21 protein-coding genes and 1 tRNA gene are annotated in these 23,582 nt (G+C 38.3%); 19 read left to right on the top strand and 3 right to left on the bottom strand.

Annotated features, from left to right (window positions below; all coding sequences use genetic code 11):
- Position 1 precedes the first annotated feature (1 nt).
- The 5 genes from F598_RS0102810 to pncA all read left to right on the top strand — a co-directional run bounded on the left by F598_RS0102810 (position 2) and on the right by pncA (position 5,233).
- Positions 2-988 carry a UDP-glucuronic acid decarboxylase family protein gene (locus tag F598_RS0102810; protein WP_019037504.1) on the top strand — a complete coding sequence of 329 codons (987 nt, stop codon included), beginning with the start codon at positions 2-4 and terminating at the stop codon, positions 986-988.
- 3 nt (positions 989-991) lie between these two features.
- Positions 992-2,341 (top strand): undecaprenyl-phosphate glucose phosphotransferase, encoded by a 1,350-nt coding sequence (locus F598_RS0102815; protein WP_019037505.1) that lies wholly within the window; start codon positions 992-994, stop codon positions 2,339-2,341.
- Positions 2,341-3,093 (top strand): glycosyltransferase family 2 protein, encoded by a 753-nt coding sequence (locus F598_RS0102820; RefSeq protein WP_019037506.1) that lies wholly within the window; start codon positions 2,341-2,343, stop codon positions 3,091-3,093. The genes F598_RS0102815 and F598_RS0102820 overlap by 1 nt, the downstream gene beginning before the upstream one ends.
- A gap of 141 nt (positions 3,094-3,234) precedes the next feature.
- Positions 3,235-4,638, top strand: coding sequence for a nicotinate phosphoribosyltransferase (locus F598_RS0102825; protein WP_019037507.1), 1,404 nt, complete (start codon positions 3,235-3,237; stop codon positions 4,636-4,638).
- Between the two features lie 4 nt (positions 4,639-4,642).
- Positions 4,643-5,233 carry a bifunctional nicotinamidase/pyrazinamidase gene (gene pncA / locus F598_RS0102830; protein ID WP_026302480.1) on the top strand — a complete coding sequence of 197 codons (591 nt, stop codon included), beginning with the start codon at positions 4,643-4,645 and terminating at the stop codon, positions 5,231-5,233.
- A 285-nt stretch (positions 5,234-5,518) separates the two neighbouring features.
- On the opposite strand, the gene F598_RS0102835 is transcribed toward pncA, so the two are convergent.
- Positions 5,519-7,972, bottom strand: a complete 2,454-nt coding sequence (locus F598_RS0102835; RefSeq protein WP_019037509.1) for a ligase-associated DNA damage response DEXH box helicase — start codon at positions 7,970-7,972, stop codon at positions 5,519-5,521.
- 134 nt (positions 7,973-8,106) lie between these two features.
- Here F598_RS0102835 and F598_RS0102840 point away from each other — a divergent pair, with 134 nt between their 5' ends.
- From F598_RS0102840 to hemE, 8 genes are all read left to right on the top strand, one after another.
- Positions 8,107-8,586: a TlpA family protein disulfide reductase gene (locus F598_RS0102840; protein ID WP_019037510.1), complete on the top strand. Its 480-nt coding sequence runs from the start codon at positions 8,107-8,109 to the stop codon at positions 8,584-8,586.
- A gap of 175 nt (positions 8,587-8,761) precedes the next feature.
- On the top strand, positions 8,762-9,799 hold the full coding sequence (gene hemH, locus F598_RS0102845) for a ferrochelatase (RefSeq protein ID WP_019037511.1): 1,038 nt from the start codon (positions 8,762-8,764) through the stop codon (positions 9,797-9,799).
- Positions 9,800-11,170, top strand: a complete 1,371-nt coding sequence (locus F598_RS0102850; RefSeq protein ID WP_019037512.1) for an MATE family efflux transporter — start codon at positions 9,800-9,802, stop codon at positions 11,168-11,170.
- A gap of 133 nt (positions 11,171-11,303) precedes the next feature.
- Entirely contained in the window at positions 11,304-11,849 is a 546-nt protein-coding gene (locus F598_RS0102855) for a CopD family protein (RefSeq protein WP_019037513.1), read from the top strand.
- On the top strand, positions 11,849-13,300 hold the full coding sequence (locus F598_RS14725; RefSeq protein WP_157594933.1) for a sensor histidine kinase: 1,452 nt from the start codon (positions 11,849-11,851) through the stop codon (positions 13,298-13,300). Before F598_RS0102855 ends, F598_RS14725 begins: the two co-directional genes overlap by 1 nt.
- Before the next feature lie 5 nt (positions 13,301-13,305).
- Complete coding sequence (locus F598_RS0102865) at positions 13,306-14,082, top strand: enoyl-CoA hydratase/isomerase family protein (RefSeq protein ID WP_019037515.1); 777 nt, start codon at positions 13,306-13,308, stop codon at positions 14,080-14,082.
- A 1-nt stretch (position 14,083) separates the two neighbouring features.
- Entirely contained in the window at positions 14,084-15,070 is a 987-nt protein-coding gene (gene hemB, locus F598_RS0102870; protein WP_019037516.1) for a porphobilinogen synthase, read from the top strand.
- 51 nt (positions 15,071-15,121) lie between these two features.
- Positions 15,122-16,144: a uroporphyrinogen decarboxylase gene (gene hemE, locus F598_RS0102875; protein WP_019037517.1), complete on the top strand. Its 1,023-nt coding sequence runs from the start codon at positions 15,122-15,124 to the stop codon at positions 16,142-16,144.
- Between the two features lie 400 nt (positions 16,145-16,544).
- Here the strand turns inward: hemE and F598_RS0102885 are convergent, their stop codons facing one another.
- Positions 16,545-17,987, bottom strand: coding sequence for an ATP-binding protein (locus F598_RS0102885; protein ID WP_019037519.1), 1,443 nt, complete (start codon positions 17,985-17,987; stop codon positions 16,545-16,547).
- 407 nt (positions 17,988-18,394) lie between these two features.
- The gene (locus tag F598_RS0102890) at positions 18,395-19,792 is read right to left on the bottom strand and encodes a dipeptidase (RefSeq protein WP_019037520.1); all 1,398 of its coding nucleotides are present in this window, start codon (positions 19,790-19,792) and stop codon (positions 18,395-18,397) included.
- A gap of 199 nt (positions 19,793-19,991) precedes the next feature.
- Here F598_RS0102890 and F598_RS0102895 point away from each other — a divergent pair.
- The 6 genes from F598_RS0102895 (at position 19,992) to F598_RS0102920 (ending at position 23,541) form a co-directional block, all read left to right on the top strand.
- Positions 19,992-20,073: transfer RNA gene (locus F598_RS0102895), tRNA-Leu, on the top strand.
- A 259-nt stretch (positions 20,074-20,332) separates the two neighbouring features.
- The gene (locus tag F598_RS0102900) at positions 20,333-20,827 is read left to right on the top strand and encodes a hypothetical protein (RefSeq protein ID WP_019037521.1); all 495 of its coding nucleotides are present in this window, start codon (positions 20,333-20,335) and stop codon (positions 20,825-20,827) included.
- Positions 20,779-21,066, top strand: a complete 288-nt coding sequence (locus tag F598_RS0102905; RefSeq protein WP_019037522.1) for a hypothetical protein — start codon at positions 20,779-20,781, stop codon at positions 21,064-21,066. Before F598_RS0102900 ends, F598_RS0102905 begins: the two co-directional genes overlap by 49 nt.
- Positions 21,067-21,188: 122 nt before the next feature.
- A complete protein-coding gene (locus F598_RS0102910) occupies positions 21,189-21,785 on the top strand; it encodes an N-acetylmuramoyl-L-alanine amidase family protein (protein ID WP_019037523.1) in 597 nt (198 codons plus the stop codon).
- A 4-nt stretch (positions 21,786-21,789) separates the two neighbouring features.
- Positions 21,790-22,248, top strand: coding sequence for a hemerythrin domain-containing protein (locus F598_RS0102915; protein ID WP_019037524.1), 459 nt, complete (start codon positions 21,790-21,792; stop codon positions 22,246-22,248).
- A 27-nt stretch (positions 22,249-22,275) separates the two neighbouring features.
- Positions 22,276-23,541, top strand: coding sequence for a BaiN/RdsA family NAD(P)/FAD-dependent oxidoreductase (locus tag F598_RS0102920; protein ID WP_019037525.1), 1,266 nt, complete (start codon positions 22,276-22,278; stop codon positions 23,539-23,541).
- Positions 23,542-23,582 lie beyond the last annotated feature (41 nt).

Here is a 23,582-nt window from a genome sequence, read left to right on the forward strand (position 1 = left end):
CATGAAAAATGTATTGATCACAGGAGCTGCAGGATTTTTAGGATCTCACTTGTGCGATAAATTTATAGAGGAAGGGTTCAAAGTAATAGGGATGGACAACCTGATTACGGGTGATCTTAAAAATATTGAACACCTGATGAAATTAGAGAATTTTGAATTCTATCACCATGATGTGAGTAAATTTGTTCATGTTCCAGATGATTTAGACTACATTTTACATTTTGCTTCTCCAGCAAGCCCAATTGATTATCTTAAAATTCCTATCCAGACCCTTAAAGTAGGTTCTCTAGGGACACACAATCTTTTAGGCTTAGCTAAAGCCAAAGGAGCTAGGTTATTGATAGCGTCTACTAGTGAAGTCTACGGAGATCCTTTGGTGCATCCTCAAACCGAAGATTATTATGGCAATGTCAATACGATTGGCCCTAGAGGGGTTTATGACGAAGCTAAACGCTTTCAGGAGTCCATCACTATGGCTTATCATCGCTTTCATGGTTTAGAGACTAGAATTGTAAGGATTTTTAATACCTATGGGCCAAGAATGCGATTAAATGATGGTCGTGTTATTCCTGCCTTTATAGGACAGGCGTTGAGGGGAGAAGATCTTACCGTTTTTGGAGATGGTTCTCAAACTCGCTCTTTTTGTTATGTGGATGATCAAGTCGAAGGAATTTACAGACTGCTGATGAGTGATTACGCAGAACCAATTAATATTGGCAATCCTTATGAAATTTCGATCTTGGACTTTGCCAAGGAGATTATAAAGCTCACAGGTACAGACCAAAAATTAATTTTTAAACCTCTTCCTAAGGATGATCCTATGCAGCGCCAGCCCGATATTTCTAAGGCCAAATCTATTTTAAGCTGGGAGCCTAAAGTAGAAAGAGAAGAAGGAATGAAATTGACTTATCAGTATTTTAAATCACTTAGTAAAGAAGAGCTTAGGAGAAGTGAGCATAAAGACTTTACAGACCGAAATAAGCGTTAATACATGCCAAAAACAGGTCGTTATTCTGGTTTAATCCGCCCCATATCCTACTTTGTAGATATTAGCATTTTACTTTCATTAGCCTTGCAGTTCAAATTTGATTTACAATTGAATCTGGCCTTTTATCTGTATGTTGTCATTACTTGGATTTTACTTTCTCTGAAATCAAATTTTTATGAAGTCTACAGGTATACAAAGGTGACCAGAATCGTATCCCTTACCATTCAGCAATTTGTTATATTTACCCTGATTGTATTTGCTTTTTTCGGTTATTTTTATGAGTATGGAAGAGATTCTTCAAGGATTTTTCTTTATTTAGGAAAAGCTTTTGGCCTGATTTTTTTGATCAAAATCTCTTTCTATTACTTTCTAAAGAAATATAGAAAAGATCTAGGTGGTAACTATAGAGTAACTGTTATTCTTGGAAAAACAAAACGTAGTCTCCAGCTCAACACGTTTTTTAAACATAATCCTGAATATGGGTATAAATGTCTAAAAGTTTTTGACCTCAATAAATCTGAAAATGATTTAGATACAATATTTGAATTTATTCTCAAAAATCAAGTAGATGAGATATACTGTTCTATGGAAGAGTTGTCCAATAAAAAACTAAATTCCATCATAACTTATGCAGACAATAATTTAAAAGTATTAAAATTTTTGCCAGATAATAAAGACGTCTATTCTCGTCAATTGAATTATGAGTATTATGGATTCCTTCCTATTCTTTCCTTAAGAAAAATTCCACTTGATGATGCCTTAAATAAGTTTTTGAAACGTACATTCGACATCATAATTAGTCTAATTGTATTAATCTTTATACTTTCTTGGTTAACACCTTTAATTGCAATACTGATAAAAATTGAAAGTAAAGGTGCTGTTTTTTTTAAACAAAAACGAAATGGATTAGATTATAAAGAGTTTTATTGTTACAAATTTCGATCTATGAAACCCAATCCTGAAGCAGATCTTCATCAAGTCCGTAAAAATGACAAAAGAATAACTAAAATTGGGAAGTTTCTAAGAAAAACAAGCATAGATGAATTACCTCAATTCTATAATGTACTACTTGGTGATATGAGCGTGGCCGGTCCAAGACCTCATATGGTAAGCCATACTCATATGTATGCAGAAAACGTCGATAAATTTATGGTACGTCATTTCGTGAAACCAGGGATCACAGGATTAGCACAGGTAAGTGGATACAGAGGTGAAGTGGAGACAGATCAGGATATCATCAACAGGGTGAAATACGATATTTTCTATTTAGAAAACTGGTCCTTGCTTATGGATATCAAAATAGTTTTTCTAACCATCAGAAATGCTATTCAAGGTGAGAAAAAAGCTTATTGATGTCAGATCTAGTTTCCATAATCACCCCGGTTTATAATTCCGAAGCTTACATCTTAGAGACTATAAAATCAGTTCAAGATCAATTATATACTAACTGGGAACACATTTTGGTTGATGATAAATCCTCAGACAATTCACCGGCTATTATTAAAGAAGTAGCAAAAGAAGACCAAAGAATAAAATTCACCCAACTTGAAGAAAATAGCGGTCCAGCCATCGCAAGAAATAAAGCGATAGAACTTGCTAAAGGCCGTTATTTAGCATTTTTGGATGCAGATGACATCTGGTTTGATTTTCACCTTAAAGATTCTCTTCTGTTCATGGAAAAAGGCAAGCATCAATTTGTCTTTGCTTCCTATAAAAGGTCGAATGCTCAACTTAAATTTGTACATTCAGATTTTATCGTGCCAGAAAAAGTTACTTATCAAGACATTCTTAAATCCAATTCTATCAGTTGCCTTACTGCTGTAGTAGACATCTCTCAGTTAGGTAAAAAATACATGCCGCTTATCCGAAAACGTCAGGATATGGGTCTATGGCTCAACTACCTCAAAGATCTCGATTACGCTAACGGAATTCAAAAACCTCATGCTATATATAGAATGCGAGAGGATTCACTGTCCAGAAATAAAATTGACTTAATTAGGTATCAGTGGAAATTTTACAGAACTATAGAAAAGCTTTCCATTGCCCACTCTTTTTATTATCTATTGTGGTGGACTTACTTGGGTTACAAGAAATATAGGAAGTAATCATCATTCAATTTATAAGCTCAAATTTTCAAAACACTGGTTTTTTCAATTAATATATCCAGTGCTTTAGCATTAATTTATAAACCAAAGCAGTTCAACTCGTTTTGTAATCCTTAATTTTGAAGAAACACAATAGCTAAGATGCATCACTTTACTGCCACCTATACCGATCTGTATCAGATCAACATGGCACAAGTTTATTTTCAGCAAGGGAAACATAAGCATGAAGCGGTATTCGATTACTTTTTTAGAAAACTTCCTTATCAAGGTGGCTATGCTGTATTCGCAGGCTTAGAAACCCTTTTGGAAATTCTTGAAGAATTTAGATTTTCCCAAGATGATCTGGATTTTTTGAGTGACTACGGTTTAGACCCTGAGTTTATAAATTATCTCAAGGAGTTCAAATTTCAAGGAACAATCTACAGCGCACAGGAAGGGGATCTTGTGTTCCCAACCAGACCAGTGCTTCAGTTGGAGGCCAATATGATAGAGGCTCAGCTGGTCGAGACCATCTTACTGAATACACTCAACTTTCAAACCCTAATCGCCACAAAGGCGAGTCGAATAAAAAAATCTTCTGGAGATCAACAACTTATCGACTTTGGAATGCGAAGAGCTCAGGGTTCTGGAGCTTATCATGCCAGCAGAGCAGCCTTTATTGGAGGTTTTGAAGCGACGAGTAATGTCGTTGCCGGTAAAGATTTTGAGATTCCAATTTCAGGAACCATGGCCCATTCTTTTATCCAAAGCTATGATGATGAACTCACCGCTTTCAGAGACTTTGCTAAAAGTCATCCAAAGAATACCATTCTCCTAATTGATACTTACGATACGCTTAAAAGCGGTTTACCCAACGCCATTAAGGTAGGTAAAGAAATGAAGGCTAGAGGCGAAGCTCTCAAAGGTATACGGCTGGATAGTGGCGATCTATCTTATCTCGCCAAGAAATGCAGAAAAACCCTGGATGAGGCTGGATTGAATCATGTAAAGATTGCAGTGTCCAATCAGTTGGACGAGTACGTCATCCGAAGTTTAAAAGACCAAAATGGACCCATAGATGTTTTTGGAGTAGGAACCAATTTAGTGATTGGAAAGCCAGATGCAGCTTTGGATGGAGTGTATAAGTTGGCCTTTGCCAACGACAAGCCCAGAATCAAACTTTCAGAAAATCTAGCTAAGCTGACTCTGCCACACAAAAAACAAGTTTACAGAATTAGAAATGATAAGGGAGAATTAATAGGTGCCGATGCGATCACCTTAAGAGAAGAAACCGAAATCGATCAGATGAATCATCCTTTCGATAGGTCTAAATCATTGCAATTCGTCAATTGTTCAGCAGAACCTTTGTTGTCTAAGGTGATGGAAAACGGTAAACGCCTTCAGCCAACAAAATCACTGATAGAGATTAGAAATTATTCTGAAAAGCGACTTTCAGAATTGACAGAAGAGTTTCTTCGTTTTGAAAATCCCCACATTTATAAAATTGGGATTTCAGACCGATTACTGGAAGAACGCGAATTGCTTAGGAACCATTATAAAAATTAATGCCATGAAAACCTTACTCATTGTAGACGCTCAAAACGATTTCATGCCAGGGGGTAGCCTGGAGGTAAAACATGGAGACGACATTGTGTCTCATATCAATTTGATTCAGCCACAGTACGATTTGGTGCTGGCCACTCAAGATTGGCATCCGCAACACCACATGAGTTTTGCATCCAATCATGAGGATCAAAAAGCATTTCAAAATCTAACCATCGATGGTTATGAGCAGACCTTATGGCCAGATCACTGTGTTCAGGGAACCAAAGGTGCAGAATTTCATCCCCAAATGAACACCAATTGTATAGAAGCCATTTTTAGAAAGGGAACAGATGCTAAAATCGATAGCTACAGTGCCTTCTACGATAACCACCATAAGAAATCAACTGGCTTAGCGGGTTACCTAAAGGATAAAGAATGTAAAAGCATCGACATTTGCGGTTTAGCAGGAGATATTTGTGTCTATTTTACCATCAAAGATGCCTTAAACGAAGGCTTCAAGGTGAGGCTTATTGACCAAGCGACCAAAGCTTTGGATCAGGAAAAATTTGAGCAACAGAAACAAGAGTTAAAAGCCGAGGGCGTAGTCATTGTATAATTTCTATTGAATTTGCTATTGTTAGCTTTGTGCATTTTGAGATAGTCAACTTAAGTGTTCTCGTACATCTTATCCGGCGCCTTGGGTGTAAAGTTTTAACTGAAGTCGGCGTGGGGAATATTTTAGATTTTACATTTCTAATCTGATATTTCAAATTTACTATCAACTCACCAACTCACCAACTCACCAACTCACCAACTCACCAACTCACCAACTCATTAACTAATTTCTCATTCCAAATTTACGAGTTAATTTTAGATAATTTAATTTTTACTCACGACTCGACTACTTCTGCAGCTTCTTGATCATTTTCTGAATGCGATCACTCAATTTTTCTGAAGATAATTTTTCACGTAACCGGTCTGTAATGATGGGAAAGGAAAAGGGAGTAGGTTTATGGCATGACTTCCAGACGATCTCTTGAGTAGCAATCCGTTCCATAGCATTTTGCAAACGTCCTTGTTCCAGAGAATGCTCAAAAGTTTCGGTAAAAGCTTGCTGATACAATGGATTATCTGGATCAAAGTCTTTAAAGACATCAAAAATCAATTGAGAACTCGATTGCAGGTGTTTGTTTTTGATCAGTTTATTAGGATAACCTGTAAAAACCAAACCAGCAATTACTGCAATATCTCTAAATTTTCGTCTTGCCATTTCGGTGGCATTTAAACTTTTAGATAAATCATCCAGTAAATATTCCGCAGAAAACAGGTTGTTATCCAGTACAGATTGCATGTCTACCGGTTGGTCCGATAGTAGTTCAAAGCCATAATCATTAAAGGCCAAAGAAAATGAAATAGGCGATAGTAAACTTATTCGATAAGCCAGCAAGCTCCCCATTGCTTCGTGAACAAACCTACCCTCAAAAGGATAGAAAATATGATGATAACCATCACGGGTTTTAAAGGTTTCAATCAAAAATTGATGAGGTCTGGGAACAATAGACTCTAATTTTTGACGTTCGAAGATGGGTTCCAGAGCCACGAGTTCAGGGCTTTTATTGTCAGCATCCTGGTTGTATAATTCCTCCCGAAGAAGCTCACTCATTTGAGAAGTCAATGTTAATCTTCCGCCCATCCAGCTCGGTACTTTAGAGGTTTTAGATTTAGATTTTCTCACCAGGACCTGCATCTGCTTTACCCGGACCAATTCCAAGTTTCTGCCTGCAAACGTAAACACATCCCCTGGCTTCAATTTGGAAATAAACCATTCTTCGATGGAGCCGATAAAACCTCCAGTCATATATTTAACGGTCAAAACAGCATCGCTTACAATAGTTCCGATTTGCAGTCGATGACGCATCGCAATTCCTTTTCGGTTCACTTTAAGCAAGCCGTCTTCCTCAATGTCTACTTTTCTGTATTCATCGTAAGTCTGCAAAGCTTCTCCGCCTTTGGTAATAAAATTCAAAGCCCAGTTCCACTGTTCCTCCGTGAGGGTCTGGAAGCAAAAGGTGGATTGGATTTCTGGTAAAATATCAGAAGGGTAAAAGCCATCGGAAACCGCAAGAGTAGTCAAGTATTGAACTAACACATCAAAACTATTCAAATACGGCAAACGATCTTCTACTGCTTTACTTTCTACCGCCTTTTGTAGAGCCGAAGCTTCAATCAATTCAATAGCATGGGTAGGTAAAAAATAGATCACGCTGGCTTTACCTGGCTGGTGACCGCTTCTTCCAGCGCGCTGTAAAAATCTCGCTACGCCCTTGGGTCCACCAATTTGAATAATGGTTTCTACAGGCGCAAAATCAACTCCCAGGTCCAAACTCGAAGTGCAAACCACCGCTTTTAAACTTTCGTTTCGGATGGCGCTCTCTACCCAAAGCCGAGTTTCTTTATTAATACTCCCGTGGTGCATTGCCAGTTCCCCGGCAAATTCTGGATGCTTTTCCAGAATTTTTTGAAACCAGATTTCACACTGAGAGCGGGTATTGGTAAAGAGAAGGGTTGTTTTGGAAGCTTTGAGGATAGGGATTACCTCTTCTAATAAATGCAATCCCAAATGACCACGCCAGGGGAATTTATCCATGGTGTCTGGAATGATGCTTTGAACACGAATAGCCTTTTCGAGATCTGCTTTTACGAGCTTGGAATTTTCGAGAAGTTCAGGATTTACACCCAGGAGTACCTCACGGGCCTGATCCAGATTTCCGATGGTGGCCGAAATTCCCCAGATGCGAAGTTTAGAATTAATGGTTTTAAAGCGAGAGAGCGCCAATTCCATTTGTACACCACGTTTGGTGCCCAAGAGTTCATGCCATTCATCTACCACAATCGCCTGGCAATCTCTAAAGGTTTTAGGATAGTCTTTAGAGGCTAACAAAAGCTGAAGACTCTCTGGAGTAGTCACCAAGAGGTCGGGCATTTTCCTCTTTTGTTTGGCTCTTTCTTTTTGTGGAGTATCCCCCGTTCGAATACCGATGCTCATATCCAGGTCCAGATCCAAAATCAATTGCTCTGCAGCCTGTTGGATTTCAATAGAAAGCGCTCTTAGCGGCGTGATCCAGACTGCCTTTAAGCTTGAAGACTTGCGTTTTTGCCCTGATTTGAGTTTTAAAATTTCCAAAAAAATAGGAACCCAAAGCGCGTAGGTTTTACCACTGCCGGTGGGAGCATTTAGCAAACCGTGTTTACCTTCTGCAAAAGCTTGCCAGGTTTCAGTCTGGAATTTAAAAGGAGTCCAGCCCTTGGAGGCAAACCAATTGGTGAATAAGGATATATCAGCTGGCTTAGGCATATGTACAAACATAAGTATATTTCTACTTCAACTATTCCTTCAACTTTACCAAAATTCAGAATCATATTCATTGATAGTTAAAGAGATCTTGAAAATTAGAATTAACTTTGTGACCTAAATTATTTTAAAGACTTATGAGATATTGCTTCCTCTTAATCACTTTCTTGAGTTTTCAGATCAATCTTGCTCAGGAGTATCCTGAAACCTTGCCAGACTTCAATCTTATAACCTTAGAGGAAGATGCATTCACTCGAGAAGAAGTTAAGGAGAATGACTATTCTTATTTTATTTACTTTAGTCCAACTTGTGGTCATTGCATAGATGCTTTTAAATTTCTAAATCTAAAAGCAACTCAAGTTGAAAAGGCTAATGTTCAGGTGTATCCTGTTTCTACCAATACGAAAGAGCTCACCCTAAATTTCTTTGATAAGCATGCCTCTAAAATCTTTGATTTAGAAAATGTTTTTGTGACTAGAGATGAGGGTTTCAGATTTGCCGACTTAATGAACGTCGTTTCCTTTCCTACTTCCTTTTTGTATGATAGTAATGGTAAATTGATTAAGGCTTATGAAGGAGAGGCAGAAATTCTTCTCTTTTTAAACGACATAAAATAAGATTCTGTCGTTACTTGCTTTTTTTATAACCCTTAGCTTTAGACCTATCACAAGATTCTATCAAAATTAGCTTTTGTTAAAATCATTCGGCTTAATTTTGAAGAAGTTAATTTGAATCTATCTTTTTAAAAAGTTCAGATCCAATATCTATTTACCTAAGCATTAAAACGAAACTATGAAAGGAGTATTAATGGTCAACTTGGGATCCCCAAAGTCTACCGATCCCAAAGATGTAAAAACCTACTTGGGCGAATTCCTCATGGATGAAAGGGTGATAGACGTTCCTAAATTTTTCAGAACCTTACTGGTCAAAGGAATTGTCTTAAACACACGACCTAAAAAATCAGCTGAGGCTTATTCTAAAATCTGGTGGGATGAAGGCTCACCGCTTATCGTATTATCCAAACGCCTTAGAACTGGCGTGGACGAAAAAACTAGTGTTCCAGTTTCATTAGCCATGCGCTACGGACAGCCTGATATCAAATCTGGACTACAAGAGCTGCATGATCAAGGCGTAGATGAAGTGTTGTTGATGCCCTTATATCCTCAATTTGCCATGGCGACTACCGAAACTATTCTGGTGCTGGCAGAGGAATTGAGAAGAGAGCATTTTCCTAACATGTCTTTTACTACCGTACCGCCATTTTATAATCACCCAGATTACGTGACTGTCCTTTCGCGTAGTATAGGAGAAAAGCTAGATGAATTCGATTACGATCATCTTTTGTTTAGTTATCATGGTGTTCCAGAACGTCACATCAGAAAAAGCGATATCACCAACTCCCATTGTAAAGTCGACGGCTCCTGTTGTCAAACGCCTTCCAAAGCGCATCAATTTTGCTATAGACATCAGTGTTTTGAAACGACTCGTGGTGTTGCCAAAACACTTGGGTTGAAAGAAGGTACTTACAGTACTTCGTTTCAGTCACGCTTAGGATTTGACCCATGGTTGAAGCCCTACACCGATAGAACCGTTGAGAAATTAGGTTTGGAAGGGACCAAGAAACTAGCAGTAGTCTCTCCAGCCTTTGTTTCCGACTGTTTGGAAACTCTGGAAGAAATCAATATGGAAGCCAGAGAAATTTTTGAAGAATCTGGTGGAGATGATTTTATGTTTATTCCCTGCCTTAACGATAGGGAAGACTGGATCAAAACACTAAGCCGTTGGGTAGATGAATGGGCGCATCAGGAAGAAGCGGTAAAAACCTCATAAATGGCTAAAGTCAACTCTGAAGAATTAGGAAACAAACCCATCGGGCCACTGCTTATAAAACAAGCGGTACCAGCGTCTATAGGAATTTTAGTGATGTCCATCAATATTTTGGTGGACACTATTTTTGTAGGAAACTGGATCGGCTCCATCGGGATCGCAGCGATCAATGTAGTTTTGCCTGTTTCCTTCTTTATTGCAGCTTTAGGGATGGCGATAGGAATTGGAGGATCCTCTATTATCTCCAGAGCTTTAGGAGCAGATAATGACAAAAAGGCACTCAAAACCTTTGGTAACCAAATTACCATCACCCTGCTGGTGACCGTCACCATGGTCATTATTGGCTTAACTTTCATCAATGAATTGATTCCCGCATTTGGGGGCAAAGGCGATATTTTTGACCCTGCTAAAATATATTACAGAGTTGTTCTTTATGGTGTGCCCATATTGGCTTTAGCGATGATGGGGAATAGCGTCATCAGAGCCGAAGGCAAGCCTAAATTTGCAATGGTAGCGATGATTATCCCTTCCGTGGGAAACCTAATTATGGACTACGTGTTTATCCATGTGATGGACTATGGCATGCTAGGTGCTGCCTGGGCAACTACAGGCTCATACATACTTTGTATGGGTTATATTTTATGGTTCTTCCTCTCTAAACATTCAGAACTTAAGATTCGATTTTCAGATTTTGGATTTGATTTCAGTATTCTCAAAGAAATAGGTGCTTTAGGATTTGTAACCCTATCCAGGCAAGCTGTCGTCAGTGTAACCTATTTGCTGCTCAATAACATTTTATTCGAACTTGGAGGTGAATCTTCAGTAGCCTCTTATGCGATCATTGCCCGAATGCTTATGTTTGCCTTATTTCCTGTACTAGGCGTGACTCAAGGATTTCTGCCCATCGCAGGATACAATTATGGAGCAGAGCAGTATTCAAGAGTGAGAGAAAGCATCAACAAAGCTATAGGCTACGCTTCAGCTGTGGCTTTTTTGGTATTTGCTTTAATCATGATTTTTCCAGAAGCTATCGTGTCTGTGTTTACCAACAATGAGCAAGTAATTCAAGAAACGCCCTCAGCGATGCGTTGGGTGTTTGCTGCCATTCCTATAATCGCTTTACAGCTTATAGGGAGTGCCTACTTTCAAGCTATTGGTAAAGCCATTCCAGCCCTTTTACTCACATTATCCAGACAGGGTTTTGTCTTTATTCCTCTAATTTTAATTTTACCGAATTATTACGGTGAGCTCGGAGTGTGGATATCCTTTCCTCTAGCCGATCTTTTGTCTACTATTATTACTGGTTATTTCCTTAGACGCGAAGTGAAATCGAATTTAATTATTAAGAATGAGGCTGAAGTGGAAGCGACTTAGTCAAATAGTCTTTGAGTTGGTTAGTCTTTGAGTTTATGAGTAAAAAAAAAGTCTATGTTCTTTAAGAAGTCGCATAGGACTAATAAATCTTCCAGTAATGATTATCTTTGATTTATAAACATAACTGCTACGAGTGGAATACAATTATATCAAATCCCTTCACCTCATTTTTGTGATTACCTGGTTTGCGGGTTTGTTTTATATCCCTCGACTTTTTATCTACCATATCGAAGCCCGGGAAAAACCACAACCCGATGCTGATATTTTGAGTGAACAACTTAAACTCATGTCGAAGCGCCTATGGTACATCATCACCTGGCCCTCTGCTGTTCTTGCTACTGGTTTTGCCATCTGGCTTTTGATCTTAGTTCCCGGCTGGCTGGAGCAAAGCTGGATGCACGTCAAGCTCACTTTTGTCGCTTTGCTTTTTGCTTATCACATCAAAAATCATTTGATTTTTAAGCAATTTCAAAACGATGATATCCGCTGGACTTCCAACGGAATGCGTCTGTGGAATGAAGGGGCGACGCTTATCTTATTTGCGATTGTGTTTTTGGTCATCGTGAAAAGTGCCCTCAGCTGGGTTTGGGGGTTAGTGGGACTAATTGGCCTTGGTGTGGTTTTGATGCTTGGTATCAAACTTTATAAAAGAATTAGAAATCGTAATCCTTCAGCCTGATGTTTAGCTATAGACGATCTTTAAGGACTCGTATTTTTTTCTCCATGATCGCTTTGGTAGTTGGAGCTTCTATTTTGATCGCTGGAGTCACCATCTATCAATTTAAGGAAGAAGCTAAAGAGCTACATCGTGAAAAACTCAATCGTAAGGAAAACGCTATTAAAGCGAATATTAATTACGTCTTAAGAACTACTACTTATCCAGTAGATACTGAGAATTTACCTCTCATCTTTAAAGAGAAAATCTATGAAATCCAGGATATTCATAATACAGAGATCAATATTTATGATTTAGATGGGTACCTTTTGAAATCTTCTTCAGCTAAGTTTTATATGGATTCTGTGCAGACTCGAATGAACGAGGAAAAAGTAGAGGCATTAAAAAATTCTGCTCAAAAAAAATATATAGAGAACTTTAAATTAGAAAGCCAAAATTACCAATCCTCCTATACTTATATACTTGATAATTATTTCAAACCCATCGGGATTTTAAATCTCCCCTACATTGAGGATGACGGCTTTTTAGATAGAGAATTAAATGACTTCCTCATCCTCCTATCTCAGGTGTATCTATTCATGCTCATCTCAGCCATTGTTTTAGCTTATTTCCTCTCCAAATATATCACCAGATCCTTACAAACCATCAGCAAAAAGATCACCAAGACGCGCTTCGACCAGTCTAATCCAAAAATTTCCTATGAAGAAATAAGCTATGAGATCAAACCTTTGGTGGTCGCTTACAACCAAATGATCGATGAGCTGGAAGAAAGCGCTCAAAAGCTAGCTAAAACAGAACGCGAAGAAGCCTGGAGGCAAATGGCTAGACAAGTTGCGCATGAGATTAAGAACCCACTCACCCCTATGCGACTGAGCATGCAGAGTTTTGAAAGAAAATTCGATCCAAACGATCCAGAAGTTCACGAACGGGTTAAAGAATTTTCTAAGACGATCATTCAGCAGATCGATAACCTCAGTGCCATTGCAGGAGCATTTTCAGATTTTGCCAAAATGCCCGCCCAGCAAAATGAAAGTTTAAATGCAGTTGAAATCATCAGGTTGGCGACAGACATCTTCAACGATAATAAAATTCAATTCAATTCAGAGCAGGATACTATTTTAATTAAATTCGACAGAAGTCAGTTGATTCGTATCATTACCAATCTGGTTAAAAATTCAATTCAGGCAACTGAACATTTAGACCAACCTTTCATAGCAGTTAGTATCTCCACAGAAAAGGACCTGGCTGTTATTACGGTAGAAGACAATGGAAGCGGTATCCCACAAGAAACACAGGAGCGAATTTTTGAACCTAGATTTACAACCAAAACCAGTGGGATGGGGTTGGGTCTGGGTATGGTTAAAAATATTGTTGAAACTTATAAAGGAGATATAAAACTCACCTCAAAACCTGATCAAGGCACTATATTTACCATAAAACTCCCAAAAATCTAATTCTAATGACATTTGAAAACTTAAAAGTCAACATTCAAGACCGTATCGCTACGGTTTATATCGATAGGCCTAAAAAATTAAATGCTCTGAATAGAGCTACGATTAAGGAACTCCACGAGGCATTCAAAACGCTTCTGAACAATGAAGACGCTTCTGTAATTATTTTAACGGGTAGCGGAGAAAAGGCCTTTGTCGCCGGAGCAGATATTTCAGAATTTGCAGATTACTCTGTCGAAGAGGGTAAGGATTTGGCTGCTCAAGGTCAGGAAACCGTTTTCGACTACATCGCTAATTTTCCAAAACCTGTGATTGCAGCTGTCAATGGATTTGCGCTTGGTGGCGGATTAGAACTGGCCATGTCTGCACATTTCAGAATAGCTAGTGATAATGCTAGGCTAGGCCTTCCAGAAACTTCTTTAGGGGTTATCCCTGGTTATGGTGGTACACAGCGCTTGCCACAGTTGGTGGGAAAAGGACGAGCAATGGAAATGATCATGACCGCTGGAATGATAGATGCAGAAACCGCAAAAGATTACGGCCTTGTAAACCATACCACAAGCCTCGAAGAATTAATTCCGCTTGCAGAGAAATTAGCTAATAAAATATTAAACAACTCCATGCAAGCCATTTCAGTAGCAATCGAAGCCGTAAACGATAATTATAAAGACGGAGTCAATGGATTTGAAACGGAAATCGAGAATTTCGGAAAATCTTTTGGAACCGATGATTTTAAAGAAGGCACTCAGGCCTTTTTGAACAAACGAAAAGCAAATTTTAAGTAATATGTTTCCTTTACAAAGACACCGCCGTTTAAGGCAAAATGAATCTATACGAGCTTTAATTCGTGAAACTCATTTAAGCCCTAATGATTTTATTGTTCCGCTTTTTGTCGTAGAAGGCAAAGGCGTTAAAGATGAAATCGCTTCTATGCCCAATTATTATAGATTTAGCCTGGACCTTTTAGCAAAGGAAGTAAAAGAGCTTTGGCAGCTGGGTTTAAAGTCAGTCCTGCTGTTCGTCAAAGTAGATGAAAAACTGAAAGATAACAGAGGGGAGGAAGCGGTGAATCCCAACGGATTGATGCAAAGAGCGATCAAAACCGTTAAAGAGGCAGTGCCAGAAATGCTGGTGATGACCGATGTGGCTTTGGATCCCTATTCAATTTACGGACACGACGGTATCGTGGATCAAGGAAAGATTGTGAACGACAGAACTAACTCATTTTTGGCTCAGATGGCATTGAGCCATGCTCAGGCTGGTGCAGATTTTGTTGCCCCTAGCGATATGATGGATGGGCGTATTTTGGAAATACGCAGTGTGCTGGAAGATGCTCACTTTACCGATGTTGGCATTATGAGTTACTCGGCTAAGTTTGCCTCAGCCTTTTATGGACCATTTCGTGATGCTCTGGACTCTGCACCTGTCGATGTGAAAGATATTCCTAAAGATAAGAAAACTTATCAAATGGATCCTGCAAATAGAAATGAGGCGTTAAAAGAAACCTTTGCAGATATTGACGAAGGCGCTGATATCGTGATGGTAAAACCAGGCTTATGTTATCTGGACATTGTGAGAGACCTGTCGAATGAGGTGGAGGTTCCTGTGGCAGTTTACCAGGTGAGCGGTGAGTATGCCATGATCAAAGCAGCTTCAGAAAAAAGCTGGTTAGATCACGATGCCGTGATGTTGGAACAGTTAACCGCTATCAAAAGAGCAGGAGCTAGCATGATTGCGAGTTATTTTGCAAAAGACGCTGCAAAATTATTGTAAGTCACTAATTTTGCGCTTTTAAAAAACAATTGAATTTTCAATTCAGAATACATGATTAAAAACGATTTATTTTTAAAGGCTTTACGTGGAGAAACGGTGGAACGCCCACCAGTGTGGATGATGAGACAAGCCGGCAGATATCTGCCTGACTTCATGAAATTAAAAGCTAAATACGATTTCTTTACCCGTTGCCGAACTCCAGAACTCGCCACTGAAATCACTGTCATGCCAATACATCAAGTTGGGACAGATGCTGCCATTTTATTTAGTGATATTTTGGTGGTTCCACAGGCGATGAACATAGAAGTAGAGATGAAGCCTGGCGTTGGACCCTGGTTACCAACACCAATTCGCGATCGGAAAACTCTGGACCAAGTCGTTGTACCAAACGTATACGAAGAGTTGGGATACGTCTACGATGCCATTAAAATGACCAAACAAGAACTCAATAATGAGGTGCCTCTCATTGGTTTTGCAGGTTCGCCATGGACCATCTTTTGCTATTGTGTACAAGGACAAGGCTCCAAAAACTTCGATAAAGCCAAAGAATTTTGCTTTACAGAACCTGAAATGGCTCACGAGCTATTACAAAAAATCACTGATACGACCATCGCTTATCTTAAAGGTAAGGTGGAGGCAGGAGTAGATGCTGTTCAGGTCTTCGATTCCTGGGGAGGCATGCTCTCTCCTGTGGACTATCAGGAATTTTCCTGGCCTTACATTCAGCAGATCATCGATGCCTTAAAAGAAGATATTCCAGTGATTGCCTTTGGAAAAGGATGCTGGTTTGCGTTGGATGTGATGGCTAAATCCGGGGCTTCTGCTTTAGGGGTAGACTGGACGTGTTCGGCTCGAAACGCCAGATATCTATCTGGAGGAAACATCACCTTGCAAGGGAATTTTGACCCTTCTCGACTCTTTTCGCCTCCAAAAGACATCAAAAAGATGGTGCACCAGATGATCGATGAATTTGGTAAAGATCGCTACATCGTTAACTTAGGCCACGGCATCTTGCCCAATATTCCAGTAGAAAACGCAAAAGCTTTCGTGGAGGCAGTTAAGGAGTATAAATAAATTGCTTTAGATTCAAGCTTTAATAAGACCCGTGAGGTTTTCTAAACTTCACTGGTTTGTTCGCCAAATACTATGAAAACTACAAAACTGCTTAAAATAATAGGAATCGTAATTTTAGTTGTAGCTACCTTATATTTTTTAGGTTATGCAATAGGTCAATTTATAGGAGGTTGGAACAATCCTAGCTAGAAGTATTAGAGCAGCTTACTAAAAATTAAATTCAATTGAATACAAAAGGCCTTTGAGGTTTTAAAAACCTCAAAGGCCTTTTGTATTGCGACGGTGTTTCTTTTGATTTTACCTATTCTAACTTACAACTATTTTGATATCCAGATTAATGCGACGTATATCTTGATGTAGCGTCTTGGGTGAGGATGTTTAACTAAAATCAGTTAGTGTATTAACTGTTAGCCTTCATTTTTAGAGTGATGTTTCCGATATTGTAAGCATATATGGAAGCAGGAACAAATGTAAATTTTAATCCTTGTATTCCTTTAGCTCCAATTTGATCGACTGAAGTGACTAAGGCTGATTTTAATTCATTTTCATTACAAAAACGAATTAGACTTTTTAATTCTTGTGGCTTATCAAAATATCGATTACTCCATTTTATTTCTACTCCCCAGACAGGCTTATAGTTCTTGTCATCTACTAAAACAAGATCTACTTCACCTTCTTTTCTTCCATATTTCCATCTAGCGTAGGTTAAATCAAGCTGCTCTCTGTGCATCCACTGAGAAAGAATAGCTGTTTCCACCATATTTCCCATTTCTTGATCTATCTCGCTTATTGGAGAAAACAAAGCTGTACGAAGTGATGGATTTGTAAGGTAAACTTTGAAACTTGTAACTCGTTTTAATCGCTTTGCATTTATGCCAATCTTGTTTAGTACTTTAACAAGAAAAGCTGATTCTAAATATTCTAAATATTTTTTTAAAGTATCTTTTTGGATACCACTTTCTCTAGACATTGTTTCATAAGAAAATTCATTTCCCGTATTATATGCAATGTATGTAAAAAATCTATTTAACTCCTGCACGTCTTTTATACCGTAGAGACTTGGCAAGTCCCTGAGTAATACTTTATCTACAATATCATTTTTGACGTATCTACCCATGTCGTTTTGCATTGTTTCATTCAAAACAACTTCTGGGTATCCTCCAAAATTTAAATAATTTATAAATTCTTTATTCAATACTTTGATATCATGAGTTAAGCAATACTTTACATTCTTTTCATCATATTGAATAACATCTTCATATATCAAATGATCCAATTTTTTCAAATGAATATATTCTTGAAAAGTTAAAGGAGGTAGAAGGAAATCAGTAAATCTACCTGCTCCGCTTTCGGTACTATGCCATTTTAAAGCAGCTGCAGCTGAACCTGAAACAATAAATTTTGTTTCAGGATAATTGTCAACTAATACTTTTAAGTGTCTTTCCCAATCTTTCAAATATTGTATTTCATCAAAAAAAACATAACATCCATTTAAATTTTCAAGACTCAAAGACTTTTTACATAAAGTTAAAACATCTTCCAAGCTTAGATTGACGTAAATAGGGTTATCAATTCCAATAAAAAATAACTTATGAGGGTTCGTACCTTCTTTTATTAAGTTTCCTATGCAATGAAATAGCATAACTGTTTTTCCAACTCTTCGCGGCCCCATTAGAACCAATGCTCTTTTTACACTCCTTTCTATTACAAAAGGATAAAATAAATCAAAGTATAACCTCTTTGACATTGAGCTATAGGTCTCTGGAATCGCTTTTGTGATCCACCACGGATTTTCATAACGAAGCCGCTCAATAATTTTTTCGGTAGGTATAAGGTTAGCCATCGTTTAATTATGTCTTATTATAACAAATATATTAAAATAGATAGATCCAATTCTGTTTATTTGTTTTAAAAATTACTTTTTAAGCTCGAATGTATTTAAAATCACGTTTAATCTATCATATAAAATCATCAAAAAGAATTGATTAAACAGCTTTAATAGTGGAGCTGAAATTAGTTTTGTGTTTATTTGATATCTATAAAATTAAAGTTAGCCAAAAGCTTTGCGTTAGGGATAGCAGTGGAAGGCCTATGAGGTGAACTCCTCTACAAACTTAGGCCTGGTGAAGCGACCAGAGGAAGCTCTTGCCAGGCTTTAGGTTGTGGAGTGAACTGACATAGCTTGAAACGGATAGCCCGACCCCTCTCCATCCCCAATGCTTTGGGGAGGGGAGGAGTAACGCCCAAATGCTATTGATTTTCTTTTTGATACAGTTCAGTAAAATGCTTATAAAAGTAAGGGATAGTTTCTATGCCTTTGAGGTAATTCCAAACTCCAAAATGTTCGTTGGGGGAGTGGATAGCATCAGAATTTAAACCAAAGCCCATTAAGACTGTTTTGCTGCCGAGGTATTTCTCAAACATCGAAACGATAGGAATACTGCCACCACTTCGCTGAGGAACAGCTGGCTTGCCAAAGGCATCCTGAAACGCCAGATCTGCCGCCTGATATTCTATACCATCTATCGGTGTGACGTAACCTTGTCCGCCATGATGTGGTTTTACCTTGACTTTTACACTTTTGGGTGCGATGCTCTCGAAGTGGGTTTTAAACAGCTCGGTGATTTCTCTCCAATCCTGGTTGGGAACTAATCGCATCGAAATTTTGGCAAACGCCTTACTAGGAATCACGGTTTTGGCTCCCTCGCCAGTATAACCTCCCCAAATGCCGTTGACGTCTAGCGTAGGTCGTATGGAGTTGCGCTCGTTAGTGGTAAAGCCTTTTTCGCCGTGTACATCGTTAATGCCAATGTGATCTTTATAGTCTTTTAAATTAAAAGGAGCTTCGGCCATTTTTGCTCGCTCTTCGCTGCTTAACTCCTCTACTTTGTCATAGAATCCAGGAATGGTAATGTGATTGTTTTCATCATGTAGCGAAGCAATCATTTTAGATAAAATGTTGATGGGGTTGGCGACCGCTCCACCGTAAAGTCCAGAGTGTAAATCCCTATTAGGACTTTCGACTTCTACTTCGACATAACTCAGCCCTCTTAGCCCTGTGGTGATCGACGGGACTTCTTTACTAATCATGCCTGTATCCGAGATCAGGATCACATCGTTGGATAATTTTTCTCGGTTATGTTCTAAAAACGCTTCCAAACTTACGCTGCCTACTTCTTCCTCACCTTCTATCATAAACTTGATATTACACGGCAGCTCATCGGTTTGCATCATCACTTCCATGGCTTTCACGTGCATATACATTTGCCCTTTGTCATCACAAGCCCCTCTAGCGAAAATGGCTCCTTCGGGGTGGATGTCTGTTTCTTTAATAACAGGCTTAAAGGGTGGACTGTTCCACAACTCCATAGGGTCTGGTGGTTGCACGTCATAATGACCGTAGACCAGCACAGTAGGAAGAGATTTGTCTATAATTTTTTCACCGTAAACAATTGGAAAACCAGACGTTTCACAAATCTCAACGTTCTCGCAACCAGCGGCTTCCAGATTGATTTTTACCGCCCCCGCTGTCATTAGAACTTCTTTCTTAAAGTTGGGGTCTGCACTAACAGATGGAATTTTGAGTAATTCAACGAGTTCGTCGATGAAGCGTTGCTGGTGTTTATCGATGTAAGGTCTAGTATTCATGGTCTATATTTGTGTTTTTACAATATAAAATATTTTCTTGAAATAGGATTTGAAAGTTCCATTTATTCTCTATATTTGCAATCGCAAAATTAACGCGGGCGTGGTGGAACCTGCCTACCTATTGTAAGCAGGCAGGTTGGTAAAAAGCTAGACTTAGGATCTAGTGCCACGAAGAGTTTATTTAGAATAGTATAAGTATGCGGGCGTGGTGGAATTGGTAGACACGCTAGACTTAGGATCTAGTGCCGCGAGGTGTGAGAGTTCGAGTCTCTCCGCCCGTACTTTAAAAAGCTTCTCATTTAATGAGAGGCTTTTTTTATTATAATTTTTTGTGTTTCTTATTTTTAGTCTAATCTCGGAGTTTACCCTGTTCATTGCTGAAATGCCCGTAATTTGAAATAGCTTTTTTGAATTCCACTAAGTAAAATTTCAACTGCTAAGTACTTTACGTATTAAAAATTAAATTTATTTAATTTTTGTGCCTGTTGCTTAAAAGGATTTGAATCTATTATATTGTAGGTTTAATCTATTGACCAGATTTTGAAAAAAGCTTTATTTTATGTTTTCATTTTCAGTTGTGTCTATGCTTACGGACAGGAGATTGAAGGTTACACCTACGATGATTCAGGGAGGGTTCCAGGGGTACGTATAAGTAATTTAACTCAAGACAGGGTTGAGGTTTCCAATCCCAACGGTTATTTCAGAGTTGAAGCAGCTGTGGGAGATACTGTTCATTTTACATCTGTTGCCTACGATTTATATGACTTAATTGTCGAGAAAAAACATCTTGAAAAAAAGATAGTAGTGGAATTAAGTATATCCACTTTAGATGAAGTGCGAATTACGGGTTATAGAGCAAGAAATACAGCTATTGAAGACCTGGACAATCAGCTAGAAAGCAAATCCAAAAAGACATTAAAAGACGTCCAAACTTATACAGACCCTCCAAAGGGAACATCGGTAATATCATTCAATCCATTTTTGACTTGTTTAAAAAAGACTCCAAGCCTGAAATCGCCACTCCTAAGTTCTTAAGTTTTAAAGATTTTGAAGTCCTATTTCTCAGTGATGATTTTTTCAATGCTGAGTTTCTAACGGGAGAACTCAATATTCCAGAAGGTAAGTACAAATTGTTTTATGAGTTTTTGGCTTTGCAACAATTGGAGTATGTCTATCTGCAACCGTCTTATAAACTTGATTTAATAGATGAACTTTATAAATGTAGTAAGGAGTTTAATAACACGTCTTTCACTCAAGATCTCGATAGCAATTAGTAAAGAGAAAGGAATGATTAATTTATCCAATCTCAGCTCTGTGTTAAAAAATCTATTTTTCATAACAAAACCTTAATTTTTCGAAGATTTTTTTTAAATTAGAAATTCAAATTAAGAGTAATATGAGATTATTTTGTTTTTTACTGATGGCTTGTTTTAGCCTAAACCTGACCGCTGCAGACCCTACCAATCCTAGTAAGATTAAAGTGGTGATCGATGCTGGACACGGGGGGATAGATACCGGAGCAAAGAACAATTCCGTTCTAGAAAAGCAAATAGTTGCCGATGTGTCGTCTCATCTTAAGGAATTGTGTACCGATAAAAACATTGAGATTATTCTGTTGAGAACTGAAGACCAATTTATATCTCTTCAAGACCGCGTTAAAAAAATTGAAGCCCTTTCACCAGATCTTGTTATTTCTTTACATGCTAATTATTCTAATGACAGAGAACGAAATGGTGTAGAAGTTTATGTAGCCGAAAACGATTTTACGATGAAATCTTCTTATTTTGGAACTAAAATTTTAGAATCCTTCAAACGCAAAGACTTTAAAACCTCCGCTTTGAAGTCAGCTAATTTTTTTCTACTTAAGAATTTGAAATGTCCAGCAGTTACGGTTGAGCTTGGCTTTTTATCCAATTCTGAGGATATGAAGTACCTCAACTCTGATTTTGGTCAGAAATTCCTGGCTAAGCAGATCGCTTCTTCTCTAGATTAAAAATTTGTCACGTCCCCTTAAAAGACATCCTGCGCTTCAGCCATTTAGTAGAGAGCACCATCAAATTTTACTGCTTGGCTTCAAAATAAGACAGGGACTAAAAAAAGAAATTGAACCCGAACGCATTGTCAATTACTGCCTCTGGTTTTATAAAGCTTATTTAAAAGTTCATTTTGAGAAGGAAGTCCAAATTCTTTCAAAAGTAGTTTCCGGCAATTCAGATCTGATTGCACGCTTGGCCGCCAACCATCAAAAAGTAAAGGGAAGCCTGAAGACATTAACTACTTCTGAAAATTCTTTAAAACAATTCGAAAAGGTTATTGTATCTCATGTAAGACTAGAAGAACGAATTTTATTTGAAGAACTACAATCGAAACTAACTCCAGATGCTATTCAGTATTTAGAATCCACGCTTAAAGAACAGAACTTTCGGGAACATCTTCAAGATGTATTTTGGCATTAGAAGGATCTATTCCATTACTTTTGCATTATGAAAACGACGGAAACAGATGTAGCCATCATCGGTGGTGGAGCTGCGGGTTTTTTTGCGGGAATTAATCTGGCTAATTTTAACTCAGCAATCAAAGTAACCATTCTTGAAAAAGGGAAGCAGGTGTTGAGTAAAGTTAAAATCTCGGGTGGAGGACGTTGCAATGTCACCCATGCTGAATTCGATCCTAAAACGTTGTCCACTAATTATCCTCGAGGTCAAAAAGAAATGCTGGGTCCATTTCATCAATTCATGACGGGGGATATGTTCGCCTGGCTGGAAGAAAGAGGCGTTGAGCTTAAGATTGAAGAAGACGGTCGAGTCTTCCCAGTGTCAGATTCCTCTCAAACTATTATAGACTGTTTTAAAAGTGAAGCCGATAGGTTAGATGTAAACGTCATAACCAACACGGGTATTGATGAAATTATTCGCTTAAACGAGTCAGAGTTTTCATGGGAGCTACTAGGAAAAGGGAGTCGTGTAAAAGCGAAGACCTTAATTATTGCTTCTGGAAGTAGTCCTAAAATGTGGCGTCTTGTTCAAACTTTGGGTCATAAAATTATAGAACCTGTTCCATCACTTTTTACTTTCAATATAAAAGACGATCGGATAAAGGACCTTGCAGGAATCAGCCTTAATGCAGCTGTTGAGGTCTTCACGACGAAAGACAGAGGAGTTTCAAAGCAACAGATGAAAAGTTTACAATCTTCAGGTCCTTTATTAATTACGCATTGGGGGTTGAGCGGGCCATGCATACTTAAGTTATCGGCCTGGGGGGCTAGAACCTTCTATGGGCTCAACCATCAGTTTCAGATGCGTATCAATTGGTTGCCACAGCATAATGTTGAATCTGTAAAATCTTTATTGGAAGATTTAAAAGACTCCCAGCCTAAGACTTTTCTTTATCCTAATCCGACAGAAGGTATTCCCAAACGACTATGGCAAAGTTTGTTGAATTATCTCTCAATCGATAGAGAAATGAATTGGTCAAATATAAGTAAATCCCAAATTCAGTTACTCTCTGAAGAAATTTGCTCTGGAGTTTTTCATGTCAATGGTAAGAGTACATTTAAGGATGAGTTTGTTACCGCTGGCGGAGTGGATTTAAAAGAAATTGACTTTAAGACCTTTCAAAGCAAAAGGCATAATGACTTGTTTTTTGTAGGAGAGGTTCTTAACATAGACGCAGTTACTGGTGGGTTTAATTTTCAGGCAGCCTGGACTAGTGCTTACCTATGCGCTAAGCATCTTAGTGAGGCAGTCTAATGTTAAATTTCTCTTTAGTCAAAAGTGAGATCGGAGATTTC

The sequence above is a fragment of the Psychroflexus tropicus DSM 15496 genome, assembly GCF_000378765.1.
GTDB classification, from domain to species: Bacteria; Bacteroidota; Bacteroidia; order Flavobacteriales; family Flavobacteriaceae; genus Psychroflexus; species Psychroflexus tropicus.